The 14,144-nt window shown below is 62.0% G+C and carries 14 protein-coding genes and 1 pseudogene; 1 reads left to right on the plus strand and 14 read right to left on the minus strand.

Going from position 1 to position 14,144, the window contains the following annotated elements; genetic code table 11:
- Nucleotides 1-43: 43 nt before the first annotated feature.
- From WBP07_RS15000 to WBP07_RS15015, 4 genes are all read right to left on the minus strand, one after another.
- Nucleotides 44-952 (minus strand): Hsp33 family molecular chaperone HslO, encoded by a 909-nt coding sequence (locus WBP07_RS15000; protein WP_395392256.1) that lies wholly within the window; start codon nucleotides 950-952, stop codon nucleotides 44-46.
- Entirely contained in the window at nucleotides 949-1,875 is a 927-nt protein-coding gene (argF, locus tag WBP07_RS15005; protein WP_395392257.1) for an ornithine carbamoyltransferase, read from the minus strand. The genes WBP07_RS15000 and argF overlap by 4 nt, the downstream gene beginning before the upstream one ends.
- Nucleotides 1,875-3,065 (minus strand): aspartate aminotransferase family protein, encoded by a 1,191-nt coding sequence (locus tag WBP07_RS15010; protein ID WP_395392259.1) that lies wholly within the window; start codon nucleotides 3,063-3,065, stop codon nucleotides 1,875-1,877. Before WBP07_RS15010 ends, argF begins: the two co-directional genes overlap by 1 nt.
- Before the next feature lie 146 nt (nucleotides 3,066-3,211).
- Complete coding sequence (locus tag WBP07_RS15015; RefSeq protein ID WP_395392261.1) at nucleotides 3,212-3,955, minus strand: cold-shock protein; 744 nt, start codon at nucleotides 3,953-3,955, stop codon at nucleotides 3,212-3,214.
- Between the two features lie 300 nt (nucleotides 3,956-4,255).
- On the opposite strand from WBP07_RS15015, the gene WBP07_RS15020 reads away from it, so the two are divergent.
- Nucleotides 4,256-4,684 carry a TIGR01244 family sulfur transferase gene (locus WBP07_RS15020; RefSeq protein WP_395392263.1) on the plus strand — a complete coding sequence of 143 codons (429 nt, stop codon included), beginning with the start codon at nucleotides 4,256-4,258 and terminating at the stop codon, nucleotides 4,682-4,684.
- A 14-nt stretch (nucleotides 4,685-4,698) separates the two neighbouring features.
- Here WBP07_RS15020 and WBP07_RS15025 read toward each other — a convergent pair whose 3' ends face one another.
- The 10 genes and pseudogenes from WBP07_RS15025 to WBP07_RS15070 all read right to left on the minus strand — a co-directional run bounded on the left by WBP07_RS15025 (nucleotide 4,699) and on the right by WBP07_RS15070 (nucleotide 14,128).
- Nucleotides 4,699-5,037, minus strand: a complete 339-nt coding sequence (locus WBP07_RS15025) for a P-II family nitrogen regulator (RefSeq protein ID WP_395392265.1) — start codon at nucleotides 5,035-5,037, stop codon at nucleotides 4,699-4,701.
- A gap of 183 nt (nucleotides 5,038-5,220) precedes the next feature.
- The gene (locus WBP07_RS15030) at nucleotides 5,221-6,522 is read right to left on the minus strand and encodes an ammonium transporter (protein ID WP_395392267.1); all 1,302 of its coding nucleotides are present in this window, start codon (nucleotides 6,520-6,522) and stop codon (nucleotides 5,221-5,223) included.
- 29 nt (nucleotides 6,523-6,551) lie between these two features.
- Nucleotides 6,552-6,890: a P-II family nitrogen regulator gene (locus tag WBP07_RS15035; protein WP_021232713.1), complete on the minus strand. Its 339-nt coding sequence runs from the start codon at nucleotides 6,888-6,890 to the stop codon at nucleotides 6,552-6,554.
- Between the two features lie 151 nt (nucleotides 6,891-7,041).
- Nucleotides 7,042-7,746, minus strand: a complete 705-nt coding sequence (locus WBP07_RS15040) for an endonuclease/exonuclease/phosphatase family protein (protein ID WP_395392268.1) — start codon at nucleotides 7,744-7,746, stop codon at nucleotides 7,042-7,044.
- A 119-nt stretch (nucleotides 7,747-7,865) separates the two neighbouring features.
- A pseudogene (locus WBP07_RS15045) lies at nucleotides 7,866-9,405 on the minus strand (peptide chain release factor 3).
- A gap of 73 nt (nucleotides 9,406-9,478) precedes the next feature.
- Nucleotides 9,479-10,195, minus strand: a complete 717-nt coding sequence (locus WBP07_RS15050; RefSeq protein WP_395392270.1) for a tRNA (guanine(46)-N(7))-methyltransferase TrmB — start codon at nucleotides 10,193-10,195, stop codon at nucleotides 9,479-9,481.
- Nucleotides 10,196-10,238: 43 nt separating this feature from the next.
- Nucleotides 10,239-11,408, minus strand: a complete 1,170-nt coding sequence (locus WBP07_RS15055) for a PepSY-associated TM helix domain-containing protein (protein ID WP_395392272.1) — start codon at nucleotides 11,406-11,408, stop codon at nucleotides 10,239-10,241.
- Between the two features lie 240 nt (nucleotides 11,409-11,648).
- Complete coding sequence (ctrA, locus tag WBP07_RS15060; protein WP_395392273.1) at nucleotides 11,649-12,344, minus strand: response regulator transcription factor CtrA; 696 nt, start codon at nucleotides 12,342-12,344, stop codon at nucleotides 11,649-11,651.
- Nucleotides 12,345-12,513: 169 nt separating this feature from the next.
- On the minus strand, nucleotides 12,514-13,911 hold the full coding sequence (locus WBP07_RS15065) for a putative O-glycosylation ligase, exosortase A system-associated (RefSeq protein WP_395392275.1): 1,398 nt from the start codon (nucleotides 13,909-13,911) through the stop codon (nucleotides 12,514-12,516).
- A complete protein-coding gene (locus WBP07_RS15070) occupies nucleotides 13,904-14,128 on the minus strand; it encodes a hypothetical protein (protein WP_395392277.1) in 225 nt (74 codons plus the stop codon). The genes WBP07_RS15065 and WBP07_RS15070 overlap by 8 nt, the downstream gene beginning before the upstream one ends.
- Nucleotides 14,129-14,144 lie beyond the last annotated feature (16 nt).

Below are 14,144 nucleotides of genomic sequence, written 5' to 3' on the forward strand. Positions count from 1 at the left end.
AGAGCATCCCGGCCGCCTTCCACAACCGAGGAAGCCCTGTCGGTCAGGCCGGAATGTGCAGGATTTTCGAACAGAAAGCGCAGTCTACAGGGATCAGCCCGGTATCGTCACGCATGTTCACCCGCTCGGTCTCTGGGAAACGGGACAGAATTTCCCGATAATATTCCACGGTGCAGCGACAACCGCGTTGAAGCGGAAGGAGCGGCTCCACGCGCACTTCCTCCTCCTCGTGAAAGAGACGCCAGACGAGTTGCTCCAGATTGAGCACGGGGTCGACCAGCTCCCCTTCCCGGACACTCCCAGCCAGGATCGCAACATGCTCCCAATCCGGGTGCTGCTCCTTGGCATGAAGACGCTCCTTGCCCTCCTCACCATCAGGAAGATGCTGAACGAGAAGTCCGCCCGCCACGCAGCGAGGTCCGCTGGATCGAACCGTCACGCGGATAAGCGTGGGCACCTGTTCGGACTGCGCGAAGTAGTTTTCGCAGGCATGCGCCAACGAAGCGCCTTCAAGCGGCACGATGCCCTGATAGCGCGCCCCCGACGTCGCCAGATCGAACGTGATTGCCAGGAAGCCTTTTCCGAAAATGGTTTCCAGCGAGCAATCATCCTCAAGCCGCTCGGCCAGGACGGGATCGTGGCGAAGATATCCGCGTAGCTCACCATTGCGATAGTCGCAGACGAGCAGGTCCACCGCCCCGCCTTCCGCCTGCGCCTGAAAGGTCAGCTGCGCATCCTCATCCTTGAGCAACGATCCCATCAGCGCCGATAGAACCAATGCCTCAGCTAGGACGTGCTTCACCACCTTGGGGTAAGTATGCGCGGAAAGCACGGTTTCCAGCACCGGCCCAAGCCTTACAACGCGTCCGCGCGCATTGCGCACGGGAACGGTAAAAGCAAGGACGCGATCGAAACCGGTATCGTCGGTACGGATGAGGATATCGTCGGTCACAGCCTGCCCAGCGCCCAGAGAAGAACCGATTTCTGGGCGTGGATTCGGTTCTCGGCCTCATCCCAAACTACCGAGTTCGGCCCGTCGATCACCTCGTCCGTTACCTCTTCGCCGCGATGTGCCGGCAGGCAGTGCAAGAACTTCGCGCCCGGAGCGGCCTTGGCCATCAGCGCGCCGTTGACCTGATAAGGCTGCATCGCCGCAACGTGAACTTCGCCGCCCGCCTGGCCCATCGAAACCCAGGTGTCGGTGACCACTATCTGTGCCCCTGCCACGGCTTCTTCCGCGCTTTGGGTCAGAACAACTTCACCGCCGGCTGCGCGGGCCCGGGCAATGAAGGCCTCGTCCGGCTCGTAACCCGCCGGACCGCCGATGCGGATCGTGAACTTCAACAAGCCAGCCGCTTCGATCAGCGAATTGGCGACGTTGTTGCCGTCCCCCAGCCACGCCATCTGCAGGCCGGGAAGTGCAAATCCATGTTCGACGGTGGTCAGCAGGTCGGCAACGATCTGGCACGGGTGCGACAGATCGGTCAGGCCGTTGATGACCGGCACGTCGGCATAGTGAGCCAGTTCCTCGATCTTCGCGTGATCGTCGGTGCGGATCATGATCGCGTCGACCATGCGGCTAAGCACGCGCGCCGTATCGGCGATAGTCTCGCCACGGCCGATCTGGGTGCTGCCGGCCTCCATGATCAGCGCGCTGCCGCCCAATTGGCGCATGGCCATGTCGAACGACACCCTGGTCCGTGTCGAATTCTTCTCGAAGATCATGGCCAGCACATGGCCGGCCAGCGGCGCATCTGCGTCCGGCCGTGCCTTGGCCCAGCCCTTTCGGGCCGCCTTGCGATCGATGGCATCGTTGATCATCGCGGCAAGGACATTGCCGCCCGCGTCTGTCAGATTGAGGAAATCACGCGCCATCACGCAACCTCTTCAGGCTGATAGCTCGCCGCGGCAGCGGAAAGCTTCTCCATGAACTCGTCCATGTGGCTGTCGTCGATGACCAGCGGCGGCAGAATGCGCACCACGTTATCGCCAGCGGACACCGTCAGCAGATTGTGGTTATCGCGCATGTGGGCGACGAAAGGACGCGACTCGACCTTGAGCTTGATGCCGATGAACAGGCCTTTGCCGCGCACCGATTCGAACAGCTCGGGGTAATTGCCGATGAACTGCTCAAGGCGGGCCATCAGCCGCTCGCCCTTGGCCCGGACGTCGGACAGGAATTCCTCGTTGGCCACGGCGTCGAGCACGGCGCCGATCGCGGACATGGCAAAGGGATTGCCGCCATAAGTCGAACCGTGCGTGCCGTTCACCATGCCCCGCGCCGCCTTTTCGGTGGCTAGGCAGGCGCCAACGGGGAAGCCACCACCGATGCCCTTCGCAGTCGACATGATATCCGGAACGATGCCGTACTGCTCATAGGCGTACAGCGTGCCGGCGCGGCCGACGCCGCTCTGCACTTCGTCGAGCACCAGCATCAGGTCATGTTCGTCGCAAAGCGCGCGCAGGCCCGTCATGAATTCGGGCGAAGCAATGCGAATGCCGCCTTCGCCCTGGATCGGTTCCACCAGGAAGCCCGCCGTATTGGGCCCGATCGCCGCCTTGGCCGCTTCAAGATCGTCAAACTCTACGTACTTGAAGCCCGGCAACAGCGGCAGGAAGCCCTTGTGCATCTTCTCCTGATTGGATGCACTGATCGTCGCCATCGTGCGGCCGTGGAAGGCATTGTTGAACGTGATCAGTTCGTACTTTTCGGTGTTGCCCACGTGCTGATGATAGGCACGCGCCGTCTTGATCGCGCACTCGACCGCTTCCGCGCCCGAATTCGTAAAGAACACAGTGTCCGCGAAGGTCAGATCGACAAGGCGCTTGGCAATCGCCTCACCCTGCGGGCTGCCGTAGAGGTTCGACACGTGCATCAGCGTTTCCGCTTGTGCCTGGATCGCGCCGATCAGGCCCGGATGCGAATGCCCCAGCAGATTGACGGCAATACCGCTCGCAAAATCGAGGAATCGGCGGCCGTCTTCACTGATAAGGTGGCAGTGTTCGCCGCGAACGGGACGAACCCCGCACCGGGGGTACACAGGCATCAGTGGAGTGATCGACATGACGTTATTCCTCGAAACGAATCAGTGAAGCGAAAAAGATCGGGAATCGAAAAACGACAAATGGCGGCCCTATCCGGACCGCCATCTGCGCGCTTCTATGCGTTTGCAGTTCCCCGGTCAAACGACCGGGGAGAATGCAGGCTAGATCAACCTTGGAGCGCCGACAGGTTGACCGCCGAGTACTTGCCTCGTCGATCGACCTCGATGTCGAACTCCACGCGATCGCCTTCGTTCAGGCCCGAAAGCCCCGAACGCTCAACCGCGCTGATGTGAACGAAAGCGTCCGGCTGGCCATCATCACGGGTGATGAAGCCGAAGCCCTTCATAGAGTTGAAGAACTTGACAGTCCCGCTGGCCTTTTCACCGGTCAGCTGACGCTGCGGGGCAGGCTCGCGCTTCTCGACGGGGATCACGTCGCCAAGGATAACCAGTTCGCTGGCGGAAATCTTACCGCCACGATCAACCAGCTGGAATTCCAGCTGCTGACCTTCGGCGAGACCTTCAAGACCCGCGCGTTCCACCGCACTGATGTGCACGAACACATCATCGCCGCCTTCTTCGCGCTGGATGAAGCCAAAACCCTTGGCGCCGTTGAAGAACTTGACGACGCCCTTACCCTGGCCAACGACCTGGGCCGGCATACCGCCGCCGCCGCCGCCACGGGGACCGCCGCCGAAGCCGCCACCGCCGCCGCCGAAGCCGCCGCGCGAACCGCCGCCGCCACCGCCGAAGCGGTCGCCACCGCCACCGCCGAAGCGATCGCCGCCGCCACCGAAGCGGTCACCGCCGCCGAAGCGATCCTGGCCGGCGAAGAACGGATCGAACTCGTTCTCACCAAAACTATCGCGCTTGTCGCGTCCCCTTCCGCGACGACCTCTGTCAAAACCCATGTCTACGAACGTACCTTCGCTGCGCCCCAAAAATATACACCCGGACACGTGGACGAACCGTGCCGACCGTCAGATAAGCGGAAGAGACACAGCTCTCCCAGCACCTGCAACGCCGAGTCATACACGAGTCGTACGGGCAAGGCGAACACAATTACGCCTCTTTTTGCCACGGTGTAACCGAAAGGCCGCATTTTGACTGGGTGAGCGTTCACATCTTGTCCAAAAGTATGTGCTTGACGCAGGTGAATTTCGGGCTCAACCGCGACCCAACCGCCGCTTTTGCGAGGGAGCTTTTCTCAGATGTTTCGTCAGGTCTCAGAATCCGTCTTTGCCAGCCCGCAGATCGGGATTGAGGCCGTTGCGGAGGCAAAAGCGCTCGGCATCGTGCGGATCATCAACAATCGTCCCGAAGGGGAAAGCGACGACCAGATTCCCGGCGACGCCATCGAAGCCGCCGCGCGCGAAGCCGGCATCGATTACGTGGCGATCCCGGTGACTCACGCCGGCTTCAGCCAGGCGCAGGTCGATGCCATGACCCAGGCGCTGGATACCGCGGATGGCCCAGTGCTGGCCTATTGCCGGTCGGGCACGCGATCCACGCTTCTGTGGGCCCTTGCGCGCGCCAAGGCGGGCGACAGTCCGGCGGTGATCGCGTCCAAGGCCGCTGCTGCCGGTTATGACGTGACGCCTGTCCGCCAACTGATCGAGATGCTGTCGGCCGGCGGCTGAAATCCCGGCGCACCCTATAGAGCAATATCACCCTGCTCTCCGGTGCGCACCCGCAAGACGTCCGCCAGATCGAGGACGAAGATCTTGCCGTCTCCGATTTCATCCGTGCTGGCACATTTGCCGATAATCTCGATGACCGTGTCGGCAAAGGCGTCCGACACGGCGATTTCCAGCTTTATCTTGGGCACGAGGCTGGAGGCATATTCCGCGCCCCGATAGATTTCGGTCTGGCCCTTCTGGCGACCGAAACCGCTCACCTCCGACACCGTCAGCCCGGAGACTCCGGCGCTAGCCAAAGCTTCCTTCACTTCGGCGAACTTGAACGGCTTGATGATCGCGATGATGTACTTCACGCCCATCTCCCTGGCCGGGTGAGTGATCTACGCAGCATCACATAAAGCCCCCTCCACCACAAAGAAAAATGGGCCGGAGCGGCTGGCTCCGGCCCTTTAGTTTGTGTTCGCAGGAGGAACACCGGTAGGCGGCAACGGGAAGGAGGAGAGGAGAAAGTCCCGCCGCCGCCAAACTCGAAAAACTTAGTTGTAGGCGCGCTCGCCGTGCTCGCCGATGTCGAGACCTTCCAGTTCGACTTCGGAGCTGACGCGCAGGCCGGTGACTGCCTTGGCGATGAAGATCGCGATCACGGTGCCGATCGAGGAGATCACCACGGTGCTCAGCACCGCTTCGATCTGCACGATCAGCTGGTGCGCCATGTCGAAGTCCGCCTTGCCGGGCCCACCAAGTGCCGGCGAGTAGACGATGCCCGTGCCGATCGCACCGATGATGCCGCCGATGCCGTGGACACCGAAAGCGTCGAGAGCATCGTCATAGCCCAGCGCGGGCTTGAGCTTGCTGACGGCCAGGAAGCAGATGATCGAAGCAATGGCGCCCAGCACGATCGCACCGAACGGACCCGAGTTGCCCGCAGCAGGCGTGACAGCAACGAGACCAGCAACAACACCCGAGCAGAAGCCCAGAGCCGAGCCCTTGTGGCCGGCCAGACGCTCGGCGAGCATCCAGAACAGGCCTGCCGAAGCGGTGGCGACGAAGGTGTTGATCATGGCAAGGCTGGCGGCGCCGTTGGCAGCCAGAGCCGAACCGGCGTTGAAACCGAACCAACCCACCCACAGCAGGCCGGTGCCGACAAAGGTCAGCGTCAGCGAGTGCGGCGGCATCGGCTCATTCGGAAAGCCCTTGCGCTTGCCGAGGATGATCGCGGCGACCAATGCCGAAACACCGGCGTTGATGTGGACGACGGTGCCGCCTGCATAATCGAGCGCGCCGAGGCCGAAGAAGTAGCCGGTCGGTGCCCAGACCATGTGCGCGATCGGGAAGTAGACGATCGTCAGCCAGATCACCGCGAAGACCATCACGGCCGAGAACTTGATACGCTCGACGGTCGAGCCGAGGACCAGTGCAACGGTGATGGCTGCAAAGGTCATCTGGAAGCAGGCAAAGACGTATTCGGGGATGGTGCCCGAAACCGAATCAGGGGTCACGCCCTTGAGGAAAGCCTTGCCGAAGCCCGCGACGAAAGCATTGCCGCCATCGCCAAAGGCCATGGTGTAGCCCCACATCACCCAGATCAGCATGGCCAGGCTGGCCGCGGCGCCGATCTGCGTCATCGTCGAAAGCATGTTCTTCGAACGGGTGAGGCCGCCGTAGAACAGCGCAAGGCCGGGGAGAATCATCAGAAAGACGAGCAGCGTCGACGTCAGCATCCAGGCGGTGTCGCCCTTGTCGATCGTCGGCGTCGCGGCGGCCTGCGCCCAGGCAGGCATGGCGGCGAACAGCGACGCTCCCAGAGCGCCGGCGCCGCAAAGAAACTTGCGGTTCATCGTGAAATCCCTCCTGTGGGAAGCGCCGGTCAAAGCGCGGTGTCGCCGGATTCGCCGGTGCGGATACGCACGGCCGAGGCGAGGTCGAGAACGAAGATCTTCCCGTCGCCGATGGCTTCGGTGCTGGCGACCTGCTGGATCGTTTCCACGATCTTCGGCGCCAGATCGTCCGGAGCGGCGACCTCGATCTTCACCTTCGGCAACATGTTGGTCGAATACTCGGCCCCACGGTAGATTTCCGTCTGGCCCTTCTGACGGCCGAAGCCCTTCACCTCGGTCACGGTCATGCCGGCGACGCCGATCGCGCCCAGCGCTTCCCGAACTTCGTCGAGCTTGAAGGGCTTGATGATGGCTATGATGAACTTCATGCCTATCCCCTGCTTGCCACCGGCCCCAGCACCGGCTGCAATCATGTCAAGCAAGGGCCGTGCCAGTTCACAAAACGACACGAATGCGCGAGATTTTTATCTAACGCTCGCACATGCAGCACGAATCGTCGCTCGATTCCTGAGCAACTGCCTATTTTTTAGGCAGCTGCAACGTGGCAAACACCGGCAGATGGTCAGATCCTGTCGCCGAAAGGGGGCTGTGATGGACATTTGTTCCAACGATTGCCCATTCGTTGGACACGATGATGCGATCGAGCTGGGCTAGGGGCCGTCGTGAGGGGAAGCTTCGGCCGGGAGCAAGCACGTGCCATGGCTTTGTAAACTCACGAAAACAGCCGCCGCGATGCGACCATTCGTTGAGATCGCCCATCAGTACGGTGGGAATATGGGCATCGCATTCGCCGACATGAGCCAGTACACTTCGCACCTGCAACCGGCGGCGCAGGCCCGACAGGTCAAGGTGCATGCCCACGACCCGGAAGCGGTGCCCCTCCAATTCCAGATCGGCCCTGACCGCGCCGCGCGGCTCCAGTACCGGCAACGGCACAGGTGCGGCATCGCGCAATTCGATGCCCTTGCGCACAAGGATCGCATTGCCGTGCCAGCCGAGACTATCCGGCTTCATCGACAGCGGCACCGGCACATAGTCGGACGCGCCATGGATCACATCCAGCGGCAATGCCGCCATGCGCCGGCCGTAGCGACGGTCCACTTCCTGGAGCGCGACCACATCGGCATCGATCTCACGCAATACCGTCAGAATACGTTCGGGATCGCGCCGCCGGTCGAGCCCGACGGCCTTGTGAATGTTGTAGCTGGCGAACGTGATCTGCAACGATGGCTTCCGCGACGGACTGTAATTGGCAAGCTTAGGCTCACCGCCTTGGCCATGCCAAGGCGGTGAAGCATCCAATTCGCGAGAACCACGGTCGGTTCCCGTCGCGTGCGCTCTCCTCAGCGTTCCTTTGTGGCGCTGAAGGTCAGATCCGGATTGCGTTCCTGCTGGTAGCTGACGTCCCAAGCCGAGCGTGCCATGAACACCGGGTCGCCGTCCCGATCCTTGGCGAGGTTCATCTTGTTGAACTCGCCGAAGTCGCGCAGCGCCTTGTCGTTGCCCTTGATCCAACGGGCAGTGTCGAACGGCGAGCCTTCCAGCACCGCCTCCACCTTGTATTCGGCTTCGAGGCGGCTGATCAGCACGTCGAGCTGCAGCTGCCCCACCACCCCGACGATCCATTGCGAACCGATTTCAGGATAGAAGACCTGGATGACGCCTTCTTCAGAAAGATCGTCCAGCGCCTTGCGCAGCTGCTTGGTCTTGGTGGGATCCTTCAGCGCCACACGGCGCAGGATTTCCGGCGCGAAGTTGGGCAGGCCGGTGAAGCGGACCTGATTCTTCTCGGACAGCGTATCGCCCACGCGCAAGGTGCCGTGGTTGGGAATGCCGATGATATCGCCCGGCTCGGCACTGTCGGCGATCTCGCGGTCCTGCGCGAAGAACAGGATCGGCGAGTGGACGGCGATTGGCTTGCCGAGACCCGATGGCGTCAGCTTCATGCCGCGCTTGAACGTGCCCGAGACGAGCCGCATGAAGGCGATGCGGTCACGGTGCATGGGGTCCATGTTGGCCTGCACCTTGAAGATGAAGCCGGTGACTTCCTTGTCCTCCGGCTCGATCGTACCCGCTTCCGAAGGCTGCGGGCGCGGAGGCGGCGCGAATCGGGCGATCGCGTCGATCAGTTCGGCCACGCCGAAATTCTTCAGTGCCGAACCGAAGTAGACCGGCGTCAGGTCACCGCCGCGATAGGCGTCGACATCGAATTCCGGATAGCCGGCCTGCGCCAGCTCCAGTTCTTCCGCCACGGCATCGGGCAGCATCGCGTTCTCATCGACATGGCCGAGGAATTCCTTGCTCGGCCCTTCGGGACGGCTGATCTTGCCGGTGGCGATGTCAAGAATACCCTCGAACAATCCGCCCATGCCCACCGGCCAGGACATCGGGCAAACGTCCAGCGCCAGCATGTCCGCCACTTCGTCCATCAGGTCGAAGCAGGCGCGGCCTTCGCGGTCCACCTTGTTGATGAAGGTGATGATCGGCACCGAACGCAGGCGGCAGACTTCGAACAGCTTGCGCGTCTGCGGCTCGATACCCTTGGCCGCGTCGATCACCATGATCGCCGAAATCGACCGCAGTGAGCGTGCGGTACGTATCTTCCGAGAAGTCTTCGTGGCCCGGCGTATCGAGCAGGTTGAAGGTGACCGTGTTGCCGTCGGCATCGGTACGCTCGAACGTCATGACCGAGCTGGTGACCGAGATGCCGCGCTGCTGCTCGATCTTCATCCAGTCCGACCGCGCGCGGCGGGCGGCACCGCGTGCCTTCACTTGACCGGCAAGGTGAATTGCGCCGCCTTGCAGCAGCAGCTTTTCGGTCAGGGTGGTCTTACCGGCGTCAGGGTGCGAGATGATCGCGAAAGTACGGCGAGAGTTGCTCATCGGCGCGCTTTAGTGGCGCAGGCGATCTCCCGCAACTCCCCCCACGATTCGCATACGACCGGAGGCCGGCCGCTTACTTCCGACGATAGCGGAAATACCAGACCTCATGCCCGTAGACGGTGCGCGCCTTGGTTTCATAGCGCGTTTCCGGCCAGCCGCTGGGACGGACCTGGAAGTCGGTAGGCTTGTCGCAAAGCCATTCGAACTGGTCGGTATGCCGTTCCATCACCATCAACGCATGGCGCAGATAGACGTCATGGTCGGTACCGAAGCGGAATTCGCCGCCCTTCTTCAACTTGGCGGCGAACATGTCGACCGGGCCGTCGTTCATCATGCGGCGCTTGGCATGGCGTGCCTTGGGCCAGGGATCGGGATGCAGCAGATAGAGCATCGAAAGCGAGCCATCGGGAATCCGCGCCAGCACTTCCAGCGCGTCGCCATGATGAATCCGCACATTGCCGATGGGCGGATGCGCGCCGTTGTCGCCCGCGACATGAGTCAGGGCCTGGGCAACGCCGTTGATGAACGGTTCGCAGCCGATGAAGCCGTGATCGGGCAGCATGTCGGCGCGCTGGGCCATGTGCTCGCCACCGCCGAAGCCGATCTCGAAATGCATCGGACGGTCGTCACCAAACAGCTCTTTGGCCGTGACCGGACCTTCGAGCGGAACCGCGATACGCGGCAACAGAGTATCGACCAGCGCCTGCTGGCCCGCGCGCAGGGGCTTGCCCTTGGCGCGGCCATAGAGGCGGTTGAGCGTGGTCGGATCGCCGGATTTATGAGCCGTCATGGCGCGGCGCACTGACAGCAACGCCGCGCAAGGTCAACGAGGATCAGGCGGCCGGGCTTGCTCTCGCGATTGCCGTGGCCCGCTTGGCCTGCGCTTTGCGCGCCGCTACCCGAGACTGCCGCTTCTTCCACCAGACATAGACTCCGGTGACGCAAAGCCCCGCCGTCGCCAACCCCGAGAGGAAGACGAGCAGGATCGTGAAATTGCCGCCCACGCGGCCGCTGTGCAGTGGATAGAGCAGGCGATACCCGGCCAGTTCGGTGTTCCCGTGATAGGGATCGAGCGTTTCCACCAGAGCATGGCTCCTGCGGTCGAAATAGTAATAGATCGGCCCCAGCCCGTGATAATTGAGCCGGCCATCGTCGGTCAGCGTCACGCCTACGGTGCCTTCCTTGGGATCGGCCAGCACGGTTGCCGGCTGCCAGTCGATCTTTTCTCGCGCGGCTTCGGCACGACCCGCAGCAACGGCATCGGCAAAGTTCATTTCGTGCGCCAGCGGCGGCGCCTTCACAGGTTCCGACTTGTCCTTGGCGAACAGCGCTTCGACCGCCGGCGCATAGGCTTCGCTAAAGAAGTTGAAGCCGATCGAGGTCAGCGCCAGCACGGTCAGCGGCACGAACAGCCACAGCGCGCTCGCCTTGTGCCAATCGAGCATGAACTTCGCCAACAGCGACCGGAAGCTGACTTTCCAGCTTTTCTTCCAGCCCTTCCAGAATGGCTTCTTCAGCGGGAAGGTCAGGTAGAAGCCGATCAGATGGCCGACCAGCCAGGCGATCGCCACGGCCCCCATCAACCAGCGCCCCCAGGTTCCCAGCACCAGCTTCGAATGGAAATCGACCAGCCATTCGGCCATGCCGCGCCGGTCGAACGCCGCCTCCGCCGAACGGCCGCCCGCGATCGTGCCCGTCGCCCGGTCGAGGAAAATCTGGTCGATGCCCAAATCGCGATGACCGGGCGCCGCCTGCACCTTCACGGGAATTCGCGAATCGCCCGGCACAGCGATCGGGAAACTGCGCACGATCCATTCGGGATGCGCGGACGCAAAGCGGTCCATGATCCCCACCACTTCCGGCGGCTTCTCGATCGCCACCGGCTGATGAAACAGGTCCGCATTGAGCCAGGCATCCATCGGACGAACGAAGCACAGCAGCGAACCCGTGACCGCCGCCAAGAACAGGAAAGGGATCGCCACCAGCCCCAGGTAGCGATGCAAGATAATCCAGGGTGAACGCGGAACGGACTTCATGACGGACCTATACCCCTCCTGCCAGCATGGTCATGGGTTTCCGGTGCAAACTGGCCCTTTGAAACGTCCAGATCATACGATTGAACGGGTCCAATGAGGCCGTCGAGCAGAACAACGAAAAACGGCCCACCCGAAAGGGCAGGCCGCTTTCACTCACTGCGAGGGGATCGCAATCCAGTACCGGTCCCCCAACCGGAAAATCAGGCCTTACGCAACGTCGGCCAGTTCGTCCGGATCGCGCAGCACATAGCCGCGGCCCCAGACGGTTTCGATGTAGTTGGCACCGCCGCAGGCATGCGCAAGTTTCTTGCGCAGCTTGCAGATAAAGACGTCGATGATCTTCAGTTCGGGCTCGTCCATGCCACCATACAGGTGGTTCAGGAACATTTCCTTGGTCAGCGTGGTGCCCTTGCGCAGCGAGAGCAGCTCAAGCATCGCGTATTCCTTGCCCGTCAGGTGCACGCGTGCGCCATCGACCTCGACGGTCTTGGCATCGAGATTGACGACCAGCTTGCCGGTGCGGATCACCGACTGCGAATGGCCCTTCGAACGGCGCACGACGGCGTGGATGCGAGCGATCAGTTCTTCACGGTGGAAAGGCTTGGTCACGTAATCGTCGGCGCCAAAGCCGAACGAACGGACTTTCGAGTCCATTTCCGAAATGCCCGAAAGGATCAGAACCGGCGTCTGCACCTTGGCAACGCGCAGCTTCTTCAGAACATCGTACCCGTGCATATCGGGCAGGTTCAGGTCGAGCAGGATGATGTCGTAATCATAGAGCTTACCGAGATCCAGGCCTTCCTCGCCCAGGTCGGTGGAGTAAACGTTGAACCCCTCGGCGGTGAGCATAAGCTCAATCGCACGCGCCGTGGTAGGTTCGTCCTCGATCAACAGCACTCGCATTGGGTTGCCCCCCTTTTGCCCCTCTGTCCGCCTCCGCCAACGCTACGCTAACCGGGCCTAAACGGACATTGCCGTGTATTAACCATATGAGCAATGAAGGTTAAAGGTTAATTTGCCGTAAAAGGCAAACCCTGCTCCGATAAGCAATGGATCATAAGTAAGGCGCCCCTCAGGAAGATTGCGTAGGTCCTTGGGCAAGCATGGCGCGGCCGGTTTTCGCGGCCCGGATTTCGGCCTTGACGCGTCGTCCGGCGGGCTCCGCCCGATCGATCCGCTTCAGGTAGGTCCACAACCCGCATTGCAGGCCAACCAGCATCAGGATGAAGGGCTGGAAAGCGATGCCCACAAAAAGCGATCCGATCAGATAGACGATCTGCGCCAGTTGCAACGCCACCGCCAGCGGCGCGGCCCAGGCATCTTCAGGATCCTTGCGATTCTTCCAGCGGCGGCGAATCAGTTCCATCTGCACCAGCCCCGAAAGCTGGAGCGCGATCCACAGCGCGAAACCGGGAAAGCCCTGCTCGCCCAGCATCTCGAAATAGCTGGAATGGAACGCGCGGCCTTCCTCCACCACGCGGGTGCGCGTGATCGTGGTATTGCCGCCGTCGGTATTGGTTGCGATGGTGTCGTAAGACACCTTGCTGGCGATATTGACCACGAAACCGCCGCCCATCGGATGTTGCTTCACATAGTCCCAGGTCCATTTCCACACGCCGATTCGCGTGCTGGCGGACTGGTCGGCCTGGTGGTTTTCGATCGTGCCCATGCGCGCGAGGAACGAAGGCGGCAGGAATGGCACCGCCAGCACGACCGCCAGCGCCATTCCTCCTGCAATCAACACCTTGTGCTTTGCCGTGCGCAGATAGAACAGGCAAAGCACGCCCAGACAGACAAGCCCGGTACGCGCCTGCGTGCCGACCGGAATCAGCGCGCAGGCGAAGATCAGTGCAGCGGCAAACAGCTTCACGCGCCAGTCGGTCGGGAAGATCGTGCCGTACTTCGCCAGCCAGAGAATCAGCGGGATGATCGAGATGGCAACGCTGGACAGGATCGAGCCTTCGAAAAGGCCAGTATTGCTCTCCACGAAGATCCGCAGCGAGCCGTAGCCGCCCCCGCCCATCGCCGTCTTGATGCCGCCGTCGATGATCAGTGCGCTGGCGGACAGGACCATGACCAGCGCCACAGCCTCGATCCGCAGCCGCGTGCGCAAGGCGAAAGGAAGAAAGATCGCGAAGACCAGCGCTTTCCACACCCAGGCCCACTTCTCCTGCGCCGCCTCGGGATAGACCGCCGTCAGCGTGCTGACCGCGCAGTAGAGCAGCAGTGCGATCAGCAATGCCTGGCGGACGTTGAACCGCGTGTCCCGCTTGTCGTCGAACAGGAGCCAACCGCCGAAGGCCGCCGCGAAAGCCATGAGCGAGACGGGGATGTGCGAAAGAATACCCCACGAAATGAGCTGGGGCGCGACGATGTCGACGTAGAGATAGCACAGCACCCAAATGAATGGTCGCCGAAAGCCAAGCGCCAGGAACGTGGCGAGAAAGGCCGTAAGGCCAAGGTCAAGCATCCTCGCCCGTCCCCCGGTTCCAGATCATGCCCCGCCGCGCCGCACGGCCGGAGCCGGGGTGATCTTCCTTTTCGCGGGCACCTTCCTTCGGCCGCTTCTCCGCCTTTCGTTTCTCCGGCGCCGCACTCTCGACGTCGAGATCGGGACGCAGTAACAGGCGCCAGGCAGCCAGCGCCAACAGGCCGTGGCTCAAAACTAGGGCGAAAATGTCGACCATGGTCCACCACCGCTAC

Origin of the sequence: Novosphingobium oxfordense (assembly GCF_044029435.1) — a bacterium.
Lineage (GTDB): Bacteria > Pseudomonadota > Alphaproteobacteria > Sphingomonadales > Sphingomonadaceae > Novosphingobium.

What these genes read in the sequence shown, in the direction of transcription:
- argF (WP_395392257.1), bottom strand. Translation starts at nt 1,875, where the DNA reads ATGGCGCGTGATTTCCTCAATCTGACAGACGCGGGCGGCAATGTCCTT.
- WBP07_RS15010 (WP_395392259.1), bottom strand. Translation starts at nt 3,065, where the DNA reads ATGTCGATCACTCCACTGATGCCTGTGTACCCCCGGTGCGGGGTTCGT.
- WBP07_RS15015 (WP_395392261.1), bottom strand. Translation starts at nt 3,955, where the DNA reads ATGGGTTTTGACAGAGGTCGTCGCGGAAGGGGACGCGACAAGCGCGAT.
- WBP07_RS15020 (WP_395392263.1), top strand. Translation starts at nt 4,256, where the DNA reads ATGTTTCGTCAGGTCTCAGAATCCGTCTTTGCCAGCCCGCAGATCGGG.
- WBP07_RS15030 (WP_395392267.1), bottom strand. Translation starts at nt 6,522, where the DNA reads ATGAACCGCAAGTTTCTTTGCGGCGCCGGCGCTCTGGGAGCGTCGCTG.
- WBP07_RS15035 (WP_021232713.1), bottom strand. Translation starts at nt 6,890, where the DNA reads ATGAAGTTCATCATAGCCATCATCAAGCCCTTCAAGCTCGACGAAGTT.
- WBP07_RS15050 (WP_395392270.1), bottom strand. Translation starts at nt 10,195, where the DNA reads ATGACGGCTCATAAATCCGGCGATCCGACCACGCTCAACCGCCTCTAT.
- ctrA (WP_395392273.1), bottom strand. Translation starts at nt 12,344, where the DNA reads ATGCGAGTGCTGTTGATCGAGGACGAACCTACCACGGCGCGTGCGATT.
- WBP07_RS15065 (WP_395392275.1), bottom strand. Translation starts at nt 13,911, where the DNA reads ATGCTTGACCTTGGCCTTACGGCCTTTCTCGCCACGTTCCTGGCGCTT.
- WBP07_RS15070 (WP_395392277.1), bottom strand. Translation starts at nt 14,128, where the DNA reads ATGGTCGACATTTTCGCCCTAGTTTTGAGCCACGGCCTGTTGGCGCTG.